This window comes from Amycolatopsis sp. FU40 (assembly GCF_021903635.1).
GTDB classification, from domain to species: Bacteria; Actinomycetota; Actinomycetes; order Mycobacteriales; family Pseudonocardiaceae; genus Amycolatopsis; species Amycolatopsis dendrobii.
On sequence record NZ_CP091381.1, the window covers coordinates 2037825 to 2056998 of the forward strand.

17 protein-coding genes are annotated in these 19174 nt (G+C 70.5%); all 17 read left to right on the plus strand.

The features are described 5' to 3' along the window. Positions 1-79: 79 nt before the first annotated feature. The 17 genes from L3Q65_RS10300 (at position 80) to L3Q65_RS10380 (ending at position 19172) form a co-directional block, all read left to right on the plus strand. Positions 80-1264, plus strand: a complete 1185-nt coding sequence (locus tag L3Q65_RS10300) for a Gfo/Idh/MocA family protein (protein WP_237599490.1) — start codon at positions 80-82, stop codon at positions 1262-1264. Then, on the plus strand, positions 1261-2421 hold the full coding sequence (locus tag L3Q65_RS10305) for a DUF993 family protein (RefSeq protein WP_237599491.1): 1161 nt from the start codon (positions 1261-1263) through the stop codon (positions 2419-2421). Before L3Q65_RS10300 ends, L3Q65_RS10305 begins: the two co-directional genes overlap by 4 nt. Next, entirely contained in the window at positions 2418-3269 is an 852-nt protein-coding gene (locus tag L3Q65_RS10310; protein ID WP_237599492.1) for a sugar phosphate isomerase/epimerase, read from the plus strand. Before L3Q65_RS10305 ends, L3Q65_RS10310 begins: the two co-directional genes overlap by 4 nt. Beyond that, positions 3266-4378: a glycerate kinase gene (locus tag L3Q65_RS10315; RefSeq protein ID WP_182894877.1), complete on the plus strand. Its 1113-nt coding sequence runs from the start codon at positions 3266-3268 to the stop codon at positions 4376-4378. Before L3Q65_RS10310 ends, L3Q65_RS10315 begins: the two co-directional genes overlap by 4 nt. Positions 4379-4443: 65 nt before the next feature. After that, on the plus strand, positions 4444-5820 hold the full coding sequence (gene aldh / locus L3Q65_RS10320) for an aldehyde dehydrogenase AldH (protein ID WP_237599493.1): 1377 nt from the start codon (positions 4444-4446) through the stop codon (positions 5818-5820). A 46-nt stretch (positions 5821-5866) separates the two neighbouring features. Then, positions 5867-6178: a hypothetical protein gene (locus L3Q65_RS10325; protein WP_182894875.1), complete on the plus strand. Its 312-nt coding sequence runs from the start codon at positions 5867-5869 to the stop codon at positions 6176-6178. After that, positions 6175-7194 carry a DMT family transporter gene (locus tag L3Q65_RS10330; protein ID WP_237599494.1) on the plus strand — a complete coding sequence of 340 codons (1020 nt, stop codon included), beginning with the start codon at positions 6175-6177 and terminating at the stop codon, positions 7192-7194. Before L3Q65_RS10325 ends, L3Q65_RS10330 begins: the two co-directional genes overlap by 4 nt. 26 nt (positions 7195-7220) lie before the next feature. Then, on the plus strand, positions 7221-7493 hold the full coding sequence (locus L3Q65_RS10335; RefSeq protein WP_143271475.1) for a hypothetical protein: 273 nt from the start codon (positions 7221-7223) through the stop codon (positions 7491-7493). Positions 7494-7497: 4 nt separating this feature from the next. Next, complete coding sequence (locus tag L3Q65_RS10340; protein ID WP_158242562.1) at positions 7498-7653, plus strand: hypothetical protein; 156 nt, start codon at positions 7498-7500, stop codon at positions 7651-7653. An 84-nt stretch (positions 7654-7737) separates the two neighbouring features. Next, positions 7738-8370: a TetR/AcrR family transcriptional regulator gene (locus tag L3Q65_RS10345; protein WP_182894872.1), complete on the plus strand. Its 633-nt coding sequence runs from the start codon at positions 7738-7740 to the stop codon at positions 8368-8370. Positions 8371-8574: 204 nt separating this feature from the next. Beyond that, complete coding sequence (locus tag L3Q65_RS10350; RefSeq protein WP_220508208.1) at positions 8575-9915, plus strand: MFS transporter; 1341 nt, start codon at positions 8575-8577, stop codon at positions 9913-9915. A 3-nt stretch (positions 9916-9918) separates the two neighbouring features. Beyond that, complete coding sequence (locus L3Q65_RS10355; RefSeq protein WP_237599495.1) at positions 9919-11232, plus strand: MmgE/PrpD family protein; 1314 nt, start codon at positions 9919-9921, stop codon at positions 11230-11232. A gap of 80 nt (positions 11233-11312) precedes the next feature. Then, positions 11313-13415 (plus strand): hydantoinase/oxoprolinase family protein, encoded by a 2103-nt coding sequence (locus tag L3Q65_RS10360; protein WP_237599496.1) that lies wholly within the window; start codon positions 11313-11315, stop codon positions 13413-13415. After that, positions 13412-15433, plus strand: coding sequence for a hydantoinase B/oxoprolinase family protein (locus tag L3Q65_RS10365; protein WP_237599497.1), 2022 nt, complete (start codon positions 13412-13414; stop codon positions 15431-15433). The genes L3Q65_RS10360 and L3Q65_RS10365 overlap by 4 nt, the downstream gene beginning before the upstream one ends. Before the next feature lie 26 nt (positions 15434-15459). Then, entirely contained in the window at positions 15460-17025 is a 1566-nt protein-coding gene (locus L3Q65_RS10370; protein WP_237599498.1) for a class I adenylate-forming enzyme family protein, read from the plus strand. After that, on the plus strand, positions 17022-17978 hold the full coding sequence (locus L3Q65_RS10375) for a cyclase family protein (RefSeq protein ID WP_237599499.1): 957 nt from the start codon (positions 17022-17024) through the stop codon (positions 17976-17978). The genes L3Q65_RS10370 and L3Q65_RS10375 overlap by 4 nt, the downstream gene beginning before the upstream one ends. Before the next feature lie 21 nt (positions 17979-17999). Beyond that, on the plus strand, positions 18000-19172 hold the full coding sequence (locus L3Q65_RS10380) for a thiolase family protein (protein WP_237599500.1): 1173 nt from the start codon (positions 18000-18002) through the stop codon (positions 19170-19172). The last annotated feature ends 2 nt before the right edge of the window (positions 19173-19174 follow it).

The window sequence follows — 19174 nt, forward strand, 5'->3', positions numbered from 1 at the left end:
AGCTGGACGGGAAGGCGCAGACCGCGGCAGACCCCGCTCCGGCCGGGGCCGATCCGACGACGTATCCCCAGGAGAATCCATGGCTCAGCGAAGCATCGGCATCATCATGAACGGCGTCACCGGGAGGATGGGGTACCGGCAGCATCTCGTCCGGTCCGTCCTCGCGCTGCGCGACGAGGGTGGGGTGCGGCTTCGCGGAGGCGAGCGGGTTCAGGTCCGTCCGCTGCTGGTGGGCCGCGACGGCGCGAAGCTTGCCGAACTGGCGCGACGGCACGACATCGCGGACTGGACCACCGACCTCGACGCCGCGCTCGGCGACGACCGATGGGACGTCTACGCCGATTTTCTCGTCACGAAGGCGCGGGTGGCGGTGCTGCGGCGGGCGATCGCCGCGGGAAAGGCCGTGTACACCGAGAAGCCGACCGCCGAGACCGTGCCCGAGGCGCTGGAACTGGCCGCGCTCGCCCAAACGGCCGGCGTGCCCAACGGCGTTGTGCACGACAAGCTTTACCTGCCCGGCATGCGCAAGCTGGCGAGGCTGGTGCGGTCCGGGTTCTTCGGCCGGATCCTGTCCGTGCGCGGCGAGTTCGGCTACTGGGTCTTCGAGGGAGACGGACAGCCCGCGCAGCGGCCGAGCTGGAACTACCGGGCCGAGGACGGCGGCGGAATCGTCGTCGACATGTTCCCGCACTGGAATTACGTGCTGGAGAATCTCTTCGGAGAAGTCCGCTCGGTCTACGCGCGGGCGGTGACGCACATCCCGACCCGGTTCGACGAGAACGGCGCGTCCTACTCCGCGACCGCGGACGACGCCGCGTACGCGATTTTCGAACTCGACGGCGGCGTGGTCGCGCAGCTGAATTCGAGCTGGGCGGTGCGGGTGAACCGCAAGGAACTCGTCGAATTCCAGGTCGACGGCACGCACGGCAGCGCGGTCGCTGGCTTGTTCGGCTGCCGGGCGCAGCACCGGACCGGCACGCCCCGTCCGGTGTGGAACCCCGACCTCGCCGACGCGCACGACTACGGAGCCGACTGGAGCGAGGTCCCGGACAACGAGGTGTTCGAGAACGGTTTCCGGGTCCAGTGGGAGGAATTCGTCCGGCACGTGGTCGACGGCGATCCGCACCCGTACGACCTTCTCGCCGGAGCACGCGGGGTGCGGCTCGCCGAAGCGGGACTGGAGAGCTCCCGCACCGGTGCGCGGGTCGAACTTCCGCCGCTTGAAGCACCGCGCGTGGCGCTGGCGAACGGAGCGGCGAAATGACGGAAGTCGCTCTTATCGACTCGGCCGCCCGGGTCACTGGTTACCAGCTGCGGACTCCTCCCGCGCTGAAACGTCCGGAGAGTCCGTCGCGGTCGCGGATCGCCTTCGCCGCGGCGCACGTCGTCCCTCGCGCGACCGCGGAGAACGTGCCGGGTGCACCCGCGGACCTCGATTGGGACGCCACGCTCGCGTTCCGCCGCCACCTGTGGTCCTGGGGGCTCGGCGTAGCCGACGCGATGGACACGGCCCAGCGCAACATGGGACTCGACGCGGCTGCCACGCGCGAGTTGATCGCCCGGAGCGCGGCTGAGGCGGCGTCGGTCGGCGGAGCGCTGGTGGTCGGGGTCAACACCGATCACCTGACTGAAGAAGTGTTGTCCTTGAGCGAAATCGTGGACGCCTATGTCGCCCAGCTCCACTACGCCGAAGACCGCGGTGCAGGTGTCGTCCTGATGGCCAGTCGGCATCTCTCGCGCATTGCGACGTCGGCCGCGGACTACGAGAAGGTGTACCGCGAGGTGCTCGCGCGGGCGGGTGCCCCGGTCGTCCTGCACTGGCTCGGCGAGGCGTTCGACCCTCAGCTCGCTGGCTACTTCGGGGCCGAAGCGGACGCGACCGTACTCCGGATCGTGCACCAAAACGCCGACAAAGTGCGCGGGATCAAGATGAGCCTGCTCGACCCGGGCCGCGAAATCGCGCTCCGCGCCCGGCTTCCGCACGGCGTACGGCTCTTCACCGGGGACGACTACCACTACGTCAGCCTGATCGAAGGCGACGGCCAAGCGCACAGCGACGCGTTGCTCGGCGCCTTCGCGGCCGTCGCTCCGTTGGCGGCCACGGCATTGCAGGCGCTCGACGCGGACGATTCCGCGGAATACCGGCGCGTCCTCGAACCGACCGAAGCCCTGGCGCGGCACCTTTTCGCCGCGCCGACCGCCTTCTACAAGACCGGGGTCGCCTTTCTCTCCTGGCTCAACGGCCACCAGCCGGCCTTCGCGATGGCGGGCGGCCTGCACGCAGCACGCAGCCTGCCGCACCTTTCCGCCGCGCTCCGGCTCGCCGACGAGGCAGGAGCGCTGACCGATCCCGAACTGGCCGCGCGGCGGTGGACCTCGTTGCTCGCCGTGCACGGCCTCGACGACCGGGTTCCGGCGTGACCGCGCACCCGCGGATGTCGTTGAACCAGGCGACGATCCGCCACGCGGACTTCGCGACCGCGCTGCGCGTCACGCGGCAAGCCGGCATTCCGGCGATCGGAGTGTGGCGGGAACCGGTGGGCGCCGTCGGACTGTCAACGGCGGCAGCGATGCTGGCGGATTCAGGACTGCGGATGTCCAGCCTGTGCCGCGGCGGGTTCTTCACCGGGCCTGACACGGCGGCAGCGCTCGACGAAAACCGCAGGGCGATCGAGGAAACCGCCGCGTTGGCCGCGGCCGGGGCGGCGGGCTCCGCTCCGGTGCTGGTCCTCGTGGCGGGCGGTCTCCCCGAGGGCGACCGGGACCTCGCCGGGGCACGGAGCCGGGCGCGGGACGCGGTCGGCGTGCTCGCCGAGGACGCGGCGGCGGCCGGGGTGGTGCTCGCGATCGAACCGATGCACCCGATGTACGCCGCGGACCGCGGGGTGATCTCGACGCTGGCGCAAGCGCTCGACATCGCCGAGCAGTTCCCTGCGGACCGCGTCGGAGTCGTGGTCGACACGTTCCATGTGTGGTGGGATCCGTGCCTCGGCGACCAGATCCGCCGCGCCGGGCTGACCGGCCGGATCGCCTCCTACCAGGTCGGCGACTGGATCACGCCGCTGCCGCCGGACGTGTTGCTCGCCCGCGGTCTGCCCGGCGAAGGGCACGTCGACCTGGCGTCGATCTCGGAGCTGGTCGAGAAGGCCGGCTATCGCGGCGACGTCGAAGTGGAGATCTTCAACGAGGACCTCTGGCGGGCCGACCCGGATCGCGTGGCCCGGCGGGCGGCGGAAACCTTCGACGGTGCGGCGGGAGTGCCGGGATGACGGCCGGAGAACGAGCCTTGCGCGTGCTCGTCGCACCCGACTCGTTCAAGGGCTCGGCCGGCGCGGCCGACGCCGCCCGGTGGCTGGCCGAAGGCTGGGCTGCCGCGCGCCGGCACGACGAGCTGCGGGAACTGCCGCTTGCCGACGGAGGAGAGGGCACTCTCGACACGGTCGCCGCGGTCGTGCCCGGTGCGCGCAGGATGCCGGTCACCGTGCCGGGGCCGCACGGCAGCCCGGCGCACGCGCACTGGCTTCTGCTGCCCGACGGCACCGGCGTTGTCGAACTCGCCTCCACCAGCGGCCTCACGCTGCTCGACCGGCCCCGCCCCGCCACGGCGCACACGCTCGGCTTCGGCCGCGCGATCGCCGCCGCTCTCGACGCCGGCGTGCCCCGGCTTCTGCTCGCCCTGGGCGGGTCCGCATCGACGGACGGCGGCGCCGGGGTCCTCACCGCGCTCGGTGCCCGGCTGCTCGACGAGGCAGGAAACCCGGTTCCGCAAGGAAATCGCGGTCTGGCACAGCTGCGAACCATTGACTGCACAGGGCTCCGCCCCCTGCCGCGCGCGGGTGTGACGGTGCTCAGCGACGTGACCAATCCGCTGCTCGGACCTACCGGCGCCGCAGCGGTTTTCGGTCCGCAGAAGGGGTTTTCGCCGACCGATCTCCCCGCCGCCGAGTGCAATCTCCGGCGGCTCGCCGACCGGCTGGACGCCGATCCGGCCGCGCCCGGGGCCGGCGCGGCGGGCGGGACCGCGTTCGGGCTCCTGGCCTGGGGAGCGCAGTTGGCCCGGGGAAGCGAGTTCGTCGGCGCACTGGCCGGGCTGCCTGCCGCCGTCGCGGGCGCGGACGTCGTCGTCACAGGGGAGGGCCGGTTCGACGCGCAATCCCGGTCGGGAAAACTCGCTGGCCACGTGTCCGCGCTCGCGGCCGCGGCGCGGGTGCCCGCGCTCCTCGTCGCGGGCCGGATCGCCGCGCCTATCACGGGACTGTTCCAGGCCGCCGCGGACCTCTCCGAACTCGCCGGCGACCAGGCCCAGGCGACCGCCGATCCGGCGCTCTACCTGCGCCGTGCCGGAGAAAGGCTGGCCCGCCGGATGCCAGCGCACTGACCTGCCCGTCGATCACCTTCGCGCCCGCCGGGCGGGCGCCCGGAACTGTCCAGGAAAGGAAAGCCATGACGATCGCCAGTGTCGATCCGACGACCGGAACCGTCCGCAAGGAGTTCGCCGCGCACACCCCGGCCGAGGTCGAGGACCGGATCGCCGCGGCGCAGACCGCGTTCCGCGAACTGGCCGGCACCACCTTCGGCCAGCGCGCGGCGTGGCTGCACCGCGCCGCCGACCTGCTGGAGGCCGAGGTCGACGACGTCGCCGAGCTGATCACCGCGGAAATGGGCAAGACGCTCGCCTCCGCGCGCTACGAAACGCTCAAGTCGGCTGCCGGCCTGCGCCATTTCGCCGACCACGCCGAGCGGTACCTCGAGCCGGAACGGCCGGTCGACCCGGCGGCTGTGGGCGCCGCGGACCTCGCCGTCCGCTTCGAGCCGTTCGGGGTGATTCTCGCGGTCATGCCCTGGAATTACCCGCTCTGGCAGACGATTCGCTTCGCCGCGCCCGCTTTGATGGCCGGGAACACCGGGCTGCTCAAGCACGCCTCGAACGTCCCGCAATGCGCTCTTTACCTCGGAGAGCTTTTCGACCGCGCCGGATTCCCCGCCGGGTCTTTCCCCGCCCTGCTCATCGAAGCGAAGCAGGTGGCTCCGCTTCTCGCGGACCGCCGGATCCGCGCGGCGACGCTGACCGGATCCGTGGCAGCCGGCTCCGCTGTGGCCGAGGCAGCGGGGCGGAACATCAAGAAGACCGTGCTCGAACTCGGGGGCTCTGACGTGTTCCTGGTACTCCCGAGCGCGGACCTCGCGAAGGCCGCCGAAGCGGCGGTGACCGCGCGGGTACAGAACTCCGGGCAGTCCTGCATCGCCGCGAAGCGCTACTACGTCCACGCTGATGTCTACGACGAATTCACCGCACGGTTCGTCGAAGGGATGGCGGCGACGACTGCCGGGGATCCCCGGGACCCGGCAACGACTTTCGGTCCGCTGGCCACCGAACGCGGGCGGCGTGACGTCGAAGAACTCGTGGACGACGCGATCGCGAAGGGCGCGACTGTCCTGACCGGCGGCCGGACGCCGGGCGGGCCGGGGTTCTTCTATCCCGCGACCGTCCTTTCCGGACTGACGCCGGACATGCGGCTGTACCGCGAGGAATGCTTCGGCCCGGTCGCCTGCGTGCACCGCGTCGCCGATCTCGACGAGGCGATCAGGCTCGCCAACGACTCCGACTTCGGGCTCAGCTCCAGCGTCTGGACCGCCGATCCGGACGAGATCGAGCGCGCGACCCGCGAGATCGAAGCCGGGGGAGTGTTCGTCAACGGGCTCACCGCTTCGTTCCCCGGCGTCCCCTTCGGCGGGACCAAGGATTCCGGCTACGGCCGCGAGCTGTCGGCGCACGGGATCCGGGAATTCGTCAACGTCAAAACCGTCTGGCGGGCCTGACCTGTCCTCGTTCCTGCCACTAGTCCACCGCGAAGGAGTTTCAACGATGAAACCGGCACCGAAGATGCAGGCGGTGATGGTGCTCTACCATCTCGGCGAGCAAGGCCTGTGGGAGCACCATTTGTTCGGGGCGCTGCGACAGCACTACCGCGACGCAGAACTGTCCGGGCTGCGCGAGGGCCTGGTCGGTCTGTCCACTGTGGGCTGGCTGGACGTGGTCGGGCAGCGCAGCCATCGCGGCCATCTCCTGCGCCGCTACGCGCTGGCCGCGTCCGCGAGGCGGCTCGTCGAGTACCAGCTCGACCTTCGGCGGTACCTGCCGGTCGAACTGCCAATCCCCGCGGGGAGGCAAGCATGAGCGCCTCAGGCTCTGCGGCCGACTTGGCCGAACGGTCCCGCCTGGCCGACGGCAAGAAGACCCGGATGGGGATGATCTACGCGATCCTCGCCGCTCCCGCGCTCGGCCTCGCCTTCGGCTTGCTGGGCTCGATCGTCTCCACCCCGCCGTTCGACCGGCAGCAGCCGACCGGCGCCTTCGCGCTCGTGGCCGCACTGCAGGTGCCCTTCGGCGTCCTCGCGATCGCGGTGTTCCTGCTCGTCACCGGAACCTGGCGCGACACCGGCCGGATCCTCGGGCACCGGGTCAGCTGGTGGAACCTCTTCGTCGCCGTCGGCGGATTCGTGGGCGACCTGTGCTTCGCCGCCGCGTCCGGCCTGATCGGCGGCGCGCTCGCCGGGTCCATCGGAGGGCTCGCCGGCGTGGTAGGCGCGATCGTCGCGGCCGTGCTGTACCGCGAACGCATCCTGCGCGCCTCCACGGTGCTCGGCCTGGCCGCGCTGGCCGTCGGGATCTGGCTCGCCGTCTCCGGCGGCGAACTCGGCGCGCCGACGCACGGCTGGTACTTCCTGGTCGGTCTGCTCGTCATCGTTGCCGCCGTGCTCACCTGGGGGTTCGAGAGCTTCGCGATCACCGCGGGCACCGACCTCATGCCGCCGGAGAGTTTCCTGTGGTGGCGGGCGTTCCTCGAACTCCTGATCGCCGACGTCCTGCTCGTCGTGCTGTTCCCGGAGGGACGGCGGATCGCGGTCGACGCCTGGGCGCAACCGCGGCTCGTGGCGATCGGAGCGGTGATCGGGCTCGGCTGGGCGATCTGGATGATCATGGGCTACTACATCGGGATCTCTTACGCGGGTGCGGTTCGCGGCGGCGTGCTCACCAACACTCTCGCGTTCTTCTTCATCGCCTTTTTCTCGCTAACCGTTTACGGTGCGCCGTTCAGCACGTACGTCATCGTCGGATCGGCCATCACCATCGTCGGCACGCTTTTCATCGTCACCGAACCCAAAGCGCACCTTGCCCGGCTGCGCTCCTGAACCACCGCACCCAGAACGGAGACCACATGTCTGCCCGAATGTCCACATCGGACTCGACCGACGACGGCGCGCTCGCCGACGCGTACCTGCGCCGCAGCGCCCGCGCCAAGCTGCGCCGCCTCTCCGGGCTGATCGTGCTGTGCGCGCTTCTGCTCGCAGTCCTCGTGCTGATCTACGCCGAAGGCTGGTACTCCGGGCCGGGAGCCGGCGGTGCGGGCTGGGTGTTCGTCGGCATCGGCGTGGCGGCGGCCGCGATCGCGGCGGTCGTCATCGACATCGTCTACCGGAAGGAACTCTGAGATCATGGCTTCTCCTGCCGAACCGCCGTCCGAGACCGTCGCCCATGATCTGCCGTTGCTCAACGCACGCCGCTGGGCGCTGGGATTCCTGGCCTTCGCGATCGTCCTCGCAGTCGTGTTTGCTGAGTTCCTGGTCGGTTTCGTTGCCCACGCGCACTGACCTGGGGCACCGGACGGCGTGAGCGGGTTCCCGCAGCCGGCGCACGAACGACGAAGGCAAGTCGCAGGGCGTTACCATCGGCGCGTGGGCGACAACGTGTCGAATGAATCGACGGAGCTGCTTTCGGTGCGCGAGGAGCAGCGGAGGATGACGCGGCAGCGGATCATCACCGCAGCGCGGCAGGTGTTCGAGGAGCGGGGGTACGGACAGGCGTCGATCGGCGACATCGCCAAGGCGGCGAAGGTCAACCGGGCGACGTTCTACCTGCACTTCACCAACAAGGCCGAGGTGTTCACCGAGGTCTACCGCGCGGTGCGGGAGGACCAGAGCGCGCAGTACTGGTCGCTGCTCGGGCGGGCGCTCGCCGAGGGCAAGGCGGCGAGCGTGCGCGCCTGGCTTGACGGGGCGCTGTCCTGGTGGGAGAGCCAGGCGGCGCTGCTGCCCGCGATCCACGAGGCGATGGCCAGCGACCTCGAGGTCGCGGCCCGGTGGAAGGACCAGATCGACCAGCTGGCCGGCGGCCTGGAGGAGTACTTGGTCCAGTTCCCGGAGGCTCGGCGCGAGGAGCGGCGGCTGCGGGTCGAACTGCTCATGGTGCAGCTCGACCAGGTGTGTTTCCGCGCGATCGTGCAGAAGGTGTTCGCGATCGAGCGGACGCAGCTGCTCGATGTGGTGACCGGGCTGTGGGTCGACGCGCTCGGGCTGGAGCGCGACTGACCCGAACCTAGATCAACAGCTTGACGCTTGACTCGACACAGTGTCGTCCTTATTCTTCGGGGGACACCTGCGCCGGCAGTGAACGCGCAGGTCAGGCGAGTACGGCCGCAGCCCTGTGCGGCCTGCCCGCCTGGTGTCGAGGCGTCGACAGGGAAGACGCCGGTCTTCGCCCACCTGTCAACGATGACTCGGGAGCGTCCCCCTATGTCCTCCAGTCCTGGCGTCTCCGCTCCGTCTCCGGCGCTGATGCGGCGCGTGGTCTTCGCGTCCGCCATCGGCAATACCGTCGAGACTTACGATTACGCGGTCTACGGCTTCCTGACGGTCGTCCTTTCGAAACTGTTCTTCCCCGCGCAGCAGCCGGGTGTCGCGTTGCTGTCGGCCTTCGCGGTGTTCGGGGTCGCCTTCGTGGTGCGGCCGCTGGGTTCGCTGCTGTTCGGCTCGATCGCGGACCGGATCGGGCGCAAGCCCGCGCTGGTGGCCACGGTCGCGCTGATGGCCGGAAGCACGGCGGCGATCGGCGTGCTGCCGCCGGTGGCGTCGATCGGGGTGTGGGCGCCGATTCTGCTGGTGCTGTTCCGGTTGCTGCAGGGGCTCGCGGCGGGCGGCGAGTACGGCACGGCCATGACTTACGCCGCCGAGTTCACCCCGCGCGGCAAGCGCGGCGCGATGACCAGCCGCGTGCAGATCGGCAGCGTGGCGAGCCTGCTGCTGGCCGCGGGCACGGTGCTGTTGCTGAGCACCCTCCTGACGCCCGCGGCGATGGCGAGCTGGGGCTGGCGGATCCCGTTCCTGCTGGCCCTGCCGCTCGGCCTGGTCGGGCTCTACATCCGTTCGAAGCTCGATGAGTCCCCCGAGTTCCGGGCGCTGGAGAACCGCACGCAGGTGCCCGCCTCTCCGGTCAAGGAGTCGTTCGCCGCGCACTGGCGGCTGATCGTGCTGATCTTCGGCATCGCCGCGTTCCAGCAGGTCGGCTACTACATCGCCTTCACCTACGCGCAGACGTACTTGATCCGTCTGGGTTTCTCGCAGTCGCAAGCCACTTTGGCCACGGTGATCAGCATTGCGGTGGCGGTCGTGCTGGTCGCGCTGGGCGGACCGCTGTCGGATCGGTGGGGCCGGTGGCCGATGCTGCTCGGGCTTTCCGCGGGCACCTTCGTGCTGGCCTATCCGCTGTTCATCGGGCTCTCCTCGGCGAAAAGCCTCGGCGCGGCCATCGCGATGACGGTGCTGCTTGGCGTCCTGCCCGCGTTGTACACGGCGGTGGCTCCGGCGTCCTACGTGGAGGTTCTTCCGGCGCGGGTGCGCGCCACCGTGTTCGCGGTCGGGTTCGCGTTGGCGGCGACGTTGCTGGGCGGTCCGGCGCTGTACGTCAGCCAGACGCTCGTGCAAGTCACCGGGGACAACCGTGCGCCCGCGCTGTTCCTGATGTTCGGCGCGCTGGTGAGCCTAGTCGCGGCGTTGTTCGTGCGGCGGGCGGCCAAGCGGGTGGTGGACTCGGAGCCGGCCCCGGCGGTCAGCGAGCGGTCTCGCGAAGGGGTGTGACCCGTGTTGCTCACCGATCTCGCTGAGCAACTCGACACCGCGGCCCCGGGGATCACCGGCGAACTGATCGACCAAGCCGGTACCTGTCTCCTCGACGCGCTGGCCTGTGCCTACGGCGGACGCGACCTGCCGTGGGCCAGGCAGGCCAGGGCGATCGCGGGCAGCGGCGACGCCACGATCTGGGCGACCGACGGCCTGCGGAGCGGGCTCACGGACGCGGTGTTCGCGAATTCCGTTGCCTGCCACGCGTTGCTGCACGAGGACACGCATGCCGAAAGCCGCGTGCATCCCGGGACGGTGGTGATTCCGGCGGCGCTGGCGATCGGGGAGCGGCTCCGCTCGCCGTTGCCCGCGCTGCTGCGGGCGATCGTGCTCGGCTACGAGGCCATTGCCCAGGTTTCGGCCGCGGTGCTGACCGAGGAGTTCGGTGCTCGCGGATGGCGGGCCAGCAGCGTGTTCGGTCCCTTTGGCGCCGCGGCGGCGGCCGCGCATTTGCTGGGGCTCAAACCGATCGCTGCCGCGCACGCGCTCGGTATTGCTGCCAGTTCCGCCGCGGGTCTGTGCCAGTGGGCGCGCGACGGGACCGCCGAGGTGTTCTTCCAGAACGCCGGAGCCGCGCGAGCAGGCGTCGTCGCCGCGTTGCTCGCGGGGGAGGGCGCGACGGGTGCGACGTCGGCGGTGGACGGGATTTTCGGCCTGCGCCAGGCATTCGGCGGTGCGCGTGACGAAGCAGGACCGCCGGACGTCCGGCTGGATCGGATGGCGATCTCGCAGACGTTCTTCAAAGCGCACCCGTCGTGCGCCTTGACTCAGGAACCGATCGACGCGGCGATCGCCCTTGCTGCCCAAGGAATCGACCCCGCGCAGGTCGTCGAAGCGACGGTGCACACGTCCGGCGTGGCGGCCCGCTATCCGGGCTGTGCCAACGCGACTGCGCTGACCGCGCCGATTTCCCGGCAGATGAGCCTGCAGTTCGCCGTGGCGGCCGCGCTGACCGACGGCGAAATCCGTCCGGAACGCTATGCCGGAGCGCTCGATCCTGGGCTGGCCAAGCTGGCCGCGCGGATCTCCGTGGCGGTGGATCCGGTTGCGGACGCGGCTTTTCCGGCGCGCCGGGACGCACGCGTGACAGTCCGGCTCACGGACGGACGCGTCGTGTCCGCAGAAAGCTGTGAGCGGGTGCAGGTGTCCGTGATCGAGAAGTTCCGCTCCTACGCGGAGCCGGTGCTGGGCGCGGGGATCGACACGGTCCTGCGGGCTGTCCGAGAACCCTTCTCCGGTACCGATTCCGCGGAGCTCGCCGCACATCTCCGCTAAATCGACAAGTTGTCGCTTGACTCGACACTATGTCGTGTCTAATCTGGCTCGCAGGCCGGGGGCCGTTCCACGGAAGGACAATGACGTTGCGTTCCGAAGTCACGTTTCAGATCGGGTGCGACATCGGCGGTACGTTCACCGACGTCGTCGCGCTCGCCTCGGACGGACAGTCCTATGCGGACAAGTCCGACACCGTCCCGGACGACCTTGCCGCGGGATTGCTTGCCGCGCTGGAAAATCTCGCCGGTCGTGTCGGACTGCCGCTGCCCGGGCTGCTCGCCGCGACCACGCGGTTCGTCAACGGCACGACCGTCGTGACGAACGCGGTCGCCGAACTGCGCGGCGCGAAGGTCGGCCTGATCACCACGCAGGGCTTCGGCGACAACCTGCTGATCGCGCGTTCGGCCCGCAACGCGCACCGCGATCACCACAAGCAGCTCAGCCTTCCGCAGATCGTCGCCCGCGAGAACGTGCTCGAGGTGCCCGAGCGGATCGACCGCAAGGGCCGGGTCGTCGTTCCGCTGACCGAGCGGCGGGCGCGCGAGGCGGTGGAAGCACTGGCGGCCAAGGGCGTCGATTCGATCGCCGTTTCCCTGTTGTGGGGCTTCGCGAACCCGGAGCACGAGGAACTGCTCGCCTCGATCGTCGAGGCCGAGCATCCGGAGCTGTTCTTGAGCGTCGCGTCGCGGCTGCACCCGGTGATCCGGGAGTACGAGCGGACGATGACCACGGTGCTCAACGCGTTCACCGGGATCCGGGTCGCCGAGTACACCGAGCGGATCGAGCGCGAGCTGGCGGCGCGCGGACTGCGCGAACCGGTTGCGTTCATGCAGGGTTTCGGCGGCACGTCGAGCGCGGCGGAAGCCCGGCAGCGGCCGATCACGCTCATCGACTCCGGTCCGGCGGGCGGCGTGATCGGGGCGCGGGCGCTGGCCGACCGGCTGGGCCTGAAGGACATCGTGACCGCCGACATGGGCGGAACGTCGTTCGACGTCTCGGTGCTGCGCGACGCGACCCCTAACGTGACCCGGCGGGTGATGCTGGGGGAGCGGTTCCTGACCGCGCTGTCCAAGATCGACGTGCTGCCCATCGGCACCGGCGGCGGCAGTATCGCGTGGCTGGATTCGCGCGGCGTTCCGCAGGTCGGGCCGCACAGCGCGGGAGCCGAGCCGGGGCCGATCTGCTACGGCAAAGGCGGCACGCGGCCGACGGTGACCGACGCGTCCGCGGTGCTCGGGCTGCTGGATTCCGGGTCCTTTCTGGACGGTCGCCGGTCGCTCGACACGGTCAGCGCCGGCGACGCCCTCGCCCGCGAGATCGGGAAACCGCTGGGCGTGGACGCGGTGCAGGCCGCGGCGGCGGTGCACCGGATGGTGGTCGCGGACATGGGCAACGCCGTCCGCGCCGTAACGGTGGAGCGCGGACACGATCCGCGCCGGTTCGCGATGGTGGCTTTCGGCGGCGCGCTCGGCCTGTTCGCCGCGGACATCGCCCGTTCGGTCGGCATCCGGCAGATCGTGATCCCGGCCGAAGCGGCGGTGTTCTCCGCGCGCGGCTTGCTTTCCAGCGACGACATGCGCACCCGCGCGCGGTCGGTGATGTGGCAAGGCGGCGGCGCCGATGCGGTGCGTGCCGCGCTGAAGGAGCTTGACGCGGAACTGGTCGAGGCCTTGCACGCCGCGGGCTACGCGGACGACCGGATCGACATCCGCTGGGAAGGCGACTTCAAGTTCCTCGGCCAGCAATGGGAACTTCGGGTGCCGATCCCGCGCCGCGACGACTTCGGCGAAGCGGATCTGGTCGCGATCCAGGACGGATTCGCCGCGCGCTACGAGCAGGAGTACGGCGAGGGCACGGCTTGGGTGGGCAGCCCGGTGGTGCTGATGTCGGTGCGGGTCACCGCGACCGGCCGGGTCGACTTCTTCGAACCGGCCGAGCAGGAACTGTCCGACGGCGTGGCCGAACCGGTCGGCCGCAGGCGGATCCAGCGCGCCGGAGAGTCCGAAGTGGACGTTTACGACGCGCGGCGGATCACCGCCGGGGCCAGGATTTCCGGCCCGGCGCTGATCGAACACTCGCTGACCACCGTCTCGCTGCCCGAGGGCTGGGAGCTGAACGTGGACGGCTGGGGCAACTGCTTGCTGACCGATACCGACCGGACCGCCGGGGAGGAAACCGCATGACCGCCGCCAGCACGGCCGGGCTCGACCCGGTCGACGTCGAAATTCTCGCCAAGGCCCTGGACAACGTCGCCGCGGAAATGGGCGTGGTGATGATGCGCGCCTCCGGCAGCCCCGCGATCGCGGAGGCGGTGGACTTCTCCACCTTCATCGCCGACGCCGAGGGCGACATCATCAGCTACGCCGGCTACATCACGATGTACCTGGGCGCGGCCCGGCAGGCAGTCCGGCACATCCTCGCCACCTACCCGCGGCAGGAAATCCGGCCCGGGGACATGTTCCTCTGCAACGACCCGTTCACCACCGGCAACGCGCACGCCGTCGACGTCGGCGTGGTCCGGCCGATCTTCTTCGGCGAAGAACTGGTGGCGTGGTGCTGGGCCGAGGCGCACGTCAACGATTTCGGCGGCGCCGCTCCGGGCGGGATGGACCCGACGGCGACCGAGGTCTACGGCGAAGCGCTGCGGCTGCCTGGCGTGAAGATCGTCGACCAGGGGCGTCCGGTCGAGGACGTGTGGCGGATCATCGAGACGAACATCCGGGTGCCGGAGCTGGTGCTCAACGACATCCGGTGCTTCATCGCGGCATGTCACCGCTGCGACGAACGGCTGCAGGCGCTCGTCGGGCAGTACGGTGCCGACACTTTCCGCCGCTACGTCGAAGCCGCCAAGGACCTGGCCGAGCAAGCAGTCCGGCGCAGGATCGCGGACTTGCCGAAGGGCACGTTCACCGCCGAGGAATTCGCCGAGCACAACGGGCATGCCGACGAGTTGTACCCGATCCGCTGCACGCTCACCGTCAGCGACGACGCACTGCGGTTCGACCTGACCGAATCCGCGCCGCAGACCGACGGTTTCATCAACGTCAGCGCGGCGACGACATTGGGTGCGGTCGTGTCGCCGCTGCTGATCACCCTGCTTCCGGATCTGCCGATCAACCAGGGCACGCTGCGCCCGATCGAGGTGGTCACCCGGCCGGGCACGATCTGCGACGCGCGCCGGCCCGCGCCGATGGGGGCCGGGCACATCGAGACCGGGTTCCGGATCGGGAAGGTGGTCACGAGGCTGCTCGCCGATCTCCAGGCGGGCAGCGAGAACGCCTTCGTCCGCGAGCACGTGACGGCTCCGTGGCAGGACTCGTGGAGCGCCAGTTTCTTCTACGCTCCCGACGAATCCGGCCGGCTCGTGCCGTTCCCGGACATGAACGGCGGCGGCAGCGGCGCGGGCGCGCAGGCGATCGCGGACGGCATGGACGTCAGCGGCGTGCTCGCCCAGCCGCAGAACAGCATCCCGGACATCGAGATCAACGAACTCGCCTATCCGGTGCTGTACCTGTGGCGCAAGCTGAACCCGAACTCCGGCGGACCGGGCCGGACCCGGGGCGGCGCGGGCATCGACCTCGCGTTCACGCCGTGGTACACGCCGGGCGGCCAGGAGCACGTCATGGCGGCCTGCTGGCAGGTTCCGCCGTCCGGGGTCTTCGGCGGCTACCCCGGTTCCACCAGCGGTTCCGCGCTGGTCTCCGGTGCGCAGGCGGACGAGGCGTTCGGCCGGGGCGAGGTGCCGCGTGGGGTCGAGAACCTCGCTGCCGCACCGAAACCGTTGCAGGGCAAGCAGTTCGGGCTTTCGGTCGGTGCGGGCGACGTCGTGGTGCTGCGGGTCGGCGGCGGTGGCGGGTACGGCGATCCGCTGGAACGAGGGCCGGAGCTGGTCGCGGCGGACGTGCGCGCGGGCGTCGTGACGGCCGACGCGGCGCGGGTTTCCTACGGCGTCGTGCTCGATGCGGCGGGCGACCCCGAGGTCGCCGAGACCAGCCGGGAAAGGGAGCGAATCCGCGCCGGCAGGCGGGAATGGCCCCGGGAAGACGGCTTGGCGGTGCGTCGAAGCCCGGCGCACGAACGGCTCGCCGAACGCGGCCAGTGGTGCCAGCCGAGGCCGGGGGTCGAACTCGTGGAGTTCGCCGACCCGGAGACCGGAACGCTGCTGCGCGCCGATGTGGTCGTGCACCCGGACGCCCGATGACGGGCCACAACGAAAGGCGGAACGACGTGGTTGCCCCGGATACTTTCCCGGACGCGCTGGCGGCGCTGGCGAAGCTGTTTCCCGGCGAGGAGGCGGTGGTCGCGCCCGAGGGACGGCTGACCTTCGCCGAGTTCGCCCGGCGCTGCGACGACCTGGCGGGCGCGTTCCGCGCGGCGGGGCTGCGGCCGGGGGAGCGGGTGGGGATCCTGCTGCCGAACGGGCTGCGCTGGCTGGTCACGATGCTCGGCGCCCAGCGGGCCGGGCTGGTCGCGGTGCCGGTCAACACCTGGTACCGGTCGGCGGAGCTGGCGCATCTGGTCGGCACCGCTGACTTGCGCCTGGTGGTTACCGAGAAGCAGGTGTTCGGCAAGGACATGCTCGCCGAACTCACCGCCGCCGGGCACGGGGAGGTCTTCGAGAGCGGAGCCCGCGCCGACGGGTATCTGGGCGCGTTGTTCTGGCCGTCCGGCGAGCCGTTCCCGTCCGGGCTCGAGCCCGCCCCGGCGCCGGAGCGCAGTGCGGGGCCGGACGACCTCGCGATGATCCTTTACACCAGCGGCAGCACGGCGTTGCCGAAGGCGGTGCCGCTGGAGCACGGCAAGCTGCTGCGCAACGGCTACGAGATGGGCGAGCGGATGCACGTCGGGCCGGGCGACCGGCTGTGGTTCGCGATGCCGTTGTTCTTCGGTTACGGGGCCTGTAACGCGCTTCCGGTCGCGCTGAGCCACGGCTTGACCTTGTGCATCGAGGAGAAGGTCGACGGCGACGCGTCGCTGGCCTTCATCGAGCGCGAACGGTGCACTGTCTCTTATGGACTCGCGACCGCGGTCCGTGCGCTGCTGGCCGCGCCGAGCTTCGGCAGCCGGGACGTCTCGTCGCTGCGGACCGGACCGGTCGGGTTCAACGCCGAGGACAAACGGCTGGCCATCGAAGGGCTCGGCATCACCGAGGCGTGCAGCGCCTACGGGCTGACCGAGTCGTACGGCTTCGTGACCATGACCGACGCGAGCGACCTGCCGGAAGTCAAGCTGCACACCCAAGGCAGGCGGCTGCCGACCCAGGAGATCCGCATCGTGGACAAGTCCGGCGCGGTGTGCCCGCCCGGGGTCAGCGGCGAGATCGAGATCCGGGGCTGCGTGATCGACGGCTACCTCAGCGGATCGGACGTCAGCGGCGGCACGCATTCCCCGGACGGCTGGTTCCGCACCGGCGACCTCGGATCGCTCGACGCGGACGGACGGCTGTCGTTCGGCGGCCGCTGGAAGGAAATGCTCAAGATCAAGGGCATCAACGTCGCGCCGGTGGAGATCGAGGGCATCCTCGGCGAGCACGCCGAGGTCGACCAGGCGTACGTCTTCGGACTGTCCACTCCGGACGGCGACCAGGAGATGGCCTGCGTCGTCGTCGCGGACGCGCGCAGCGGCGCGGAGGGAACCGAACTGGCGGGCAGGTTGCGGGAGTACGTCCGGTCCCGGGCCGCGAGCTACAAGGTGCCCGCCCGGGTCGTGGTGCTGGATTCGGCGGCGGTGCCGCAGACCCACACCGGGAAGGTCAGCAAGCTCAAACTGCGCGAGATGCTGGAGGCGGGATGACCGGGCGGCGCACCCCGGCGTTCGCGGACCTGCCGACGCTGCCGGACCGGGACGAGCACCACGCGTGGGACGTGTGGGGGCGCGCGGACGAAATCGGCACGCTCAACCTGATCGGACCGCAGCAGCGGCTCGCCGCGGCGAAGACGGTGCGCAGCGGGCAGATGATCCCGCTGACGCTGCCGCTGAACGAGCCTGATCCTGGCCTGTTCGACGAGCGCGATGTCTTCCAGCACGTCGTGGAGGACACCGTGGCCGGGCACGACGACCGGCTGGACGGGTTCTATCTGCAGGGTTCCTCGCAGTGGGACGGGCTGCGGCACATCAAAGCCGGACGACACGGCTACTGGGGCGGCCGCAGCGAAGCCGACCTGGTGGACAGCGAAGTTCTGGGCGTCGACCGGTGGGCTGAACACGGCTTCGGCGGGCGTGGGGTGCTGGTCGACGTCGCCGGGCACCTGGCGGCGCAAGGCACGCCGCTCGCGCCGGACGAGCCAGTGGAGATCACCGCCGCGCTGCTCGACGAAGTCGCCGACGCGCAGGGAACCGTCTTCGCGTCCGGGGACATTCTCGTGGTCCGCACCGGATGGACGGAGTGGTACCGGCAGCTGGCGGCGCGGGACCGGGCCGCGCTGCGCGGAACGATCGGCACCGGTTTCGCTTGCCCCGGGCTGGAGTCGGCGAAGGACATGGCCGGCTATCTCTGGGACCGGGAATTCGCCGCGGTCGCGATGGACAACGTCGGCGTCGAGGTCTTCCCGGTGAACCGCACCAAGGGCTTCCTGCACCGGCGGCTGATCGCGTTGCAGGGCATGCCGCTGGGCGAACTGTGGCTGCTGGACCGGCTCGCGCGGGCGTGCGCGGAGCGGGGGAGCTACGAGTTCTTCCTCGTCTCCGGGGTGCTGCCGCTGCCGCGCGGGGTCGGCAGCCCCGCCAACGCGCACGCGATTCTCTGACGCTTCGAGAAAGGAACGATCATGCCGCTAGGACCGGTACGCCAGGTGGCGATAGTCGGGATCGGCATCACCGAGCTGTCCCGGAAATCCGCGCGCAGCGGCCTCAACCTGGCCGCCGAGGCGCTTCAGCTGGGGCTGGACGACGCCGGACTCGGTGCCGGGGACGTGGACGGGCTGTTCACCAACGTCGGCTATCCGCTGTCGATCGACTACGACCGGGTGGCGGAGGCGTTCGGCCTGCGGATCCGCGCCGCCGTGCAGACCTGGAGCCACGGCCGGTTCGTCGGTCCCGCGCTGCAAGCCGCCGCACAGGCCGTGGCGCTCGGCACCACGGAGGTGGCCGCTTGCCTGGCCGGAGTGTCTTTCTCCGGGCTGGGCATGGTCGGCGGCGCGGGCGACGCGGAAGGCCTGCGCCAAGGCGGCGGCTCGCACGGGGAACTGCCGCATTACGGGATGACCGCCCCCGGCGCGGGCGCGGCGATGGCGTTCCGCCGGTACTGCGAGCGGTACGGCGTCGACCCCGCGCTGATCTCCGCGGTGCCGATGGCCATGCGCCGCCACGCCCGGCTCAACCCCAACGCGCAGATGACCAAACCGCTGGAGCAAGCGGATTACGACGCGCAGCCCTACATCGTGGAGCCCTTGCGCCGTCCGGACTTCGCGCTGCTCAGCGATGGCGGCGCCTGCCTGCTGGTGACCACAGTGGAGCGAGCGCGCGATCTGCGGCAGCCCGCGGTGATCGTCTCCGGAATGCAGGGCCTGCGCGCCGGCCGGGACGAGTTCATCTTCGCGCCGCCCGGGCTGGGCGTGTTCACGCAGGGCGACGAGCGCCGAGTCGAGGACCATCCGGTCTACGCGATGGCGGGCCTCTCCGGGCCGGGCGATGTGGATTCGCTGCAGCTCTACGACGCTTTCTCGCCCAACGTGGTGTTCGTGCTGGAGCGGTTCGGCTTCGCCGGCGAGGGCCAAGCGCTCGAATGGCTGCAGGACGGCCGCATCGAACTCGGCGGCGAGCTGCCGGTCAACACCGCGGGCGGCCTGCTGTCCGAAGCGCACCTCTGCGGCTGGGGGCACATGGCCGAGGCGGTCCGCCAGATCCGCGGCCAGGCCGGCGACCGCCAGGTGACCGGATGCGAGGTCGTCCAGTGGGCGACGCCGTTCGGCGATTCGACTGTCTTCACGAAGGACCGGTGACC

Excerpts from the sequence above, each read along its gene's own strand:
- L3Q65_RS10340 (WP_158242562.1), top strand. The coding sequence starts at position 7,498 with ATGGCTTCTCCTGCCGAACCGCCGTCCGAGACCGTCGCCCATGATCTG.
- L3Q65_RS10360 (WP_237599496.1), top strand. The coding sequence starts at position 11,313 with ATGACGTTGCGTTCCGAAGTCACGTTTCAGATCGGGTGCGACATCGGC.
- L3Q65_RS10335 (WP_143271475.1), top strand. The coding sequence starts at position 7,221 with ATGTCTGCCCGAATGTCCACATCGGACTCGACCGACGACGGCGCGCTC.
- L3Q65_RS10325 (WP_182894875.1), top strand. The coding sequence starts at position 5,867 with ATGAAACCGGCACCGAAGATGCAGGCGGTGATGGTGCTCTACCATCTC.
- L3Q65_RS10315 (WP_182894877.1), top strand. The coding sequence starts at position 3,266 with ATGACGGCCGGAGAACGAGCCTTGCGCGTGCTCGTCGCACCCGACTCG.
- L3Q65_RS10350 (WP_220508208.1), top strand. The coding sequence starts at position 8,575 with ATGTCCTCCAGTCCTGGCGTCTCCGCTCCGTCTCCGGCGCTGATGCGG.
- L3Q65_RS10305 (WP_237599491.1), top strand. The coding sequence starts at position 1,261 with ATGACGGAAGTCGCTCTTATCGACTCGGCCGCCCGGGTCACTGGTTAC.
- L3Q65_RS10365 (WP_237599497.1), top strand. The coding sequence starts at position 13,412 with ATGACCGCCGCCAGCACGGCCGGGCTCGACCCGGTCGACGTCGAAATT.
- L3Q65_RS10375 (WP_237599499.1), top strand. The coding sequence starts at position 17,022 with ATGACCGGGCGGCGCACCCCGGCGTTCGCGGACCTGCCGACGCTGCCG.
- L3Q65_RS10300 (WP_237599490.1), top strand. The coding sequence starts at position 80 with ATGGCTCAGCGAAGCATCGGCATCATCATGAACGGCGTCACCGGGAGG.
- L3Q65_RS10330 (WP_237599494.1), top strand. The coding sequence starts at position 6,175 with ATGAGCGCCTCAGGCTCTGCGGCCGACTTGGCCGAACGGTCCCGCCTG.
- L3Q65_RS10380 (WP_237599500.1), top strand. The coding sequence starts at position 18,000 with ATGCCGCTAGGACCGGTACGCCAGGTGGCGATAGTCGGGATCGGCATC.
- aldh (WP_237599493.1), top strand. The coding sequence starts at position 4,444 with ATGACGATCGCCAGTGTCGATCCGACGACCGGAACCGTCCGCAAGGAG.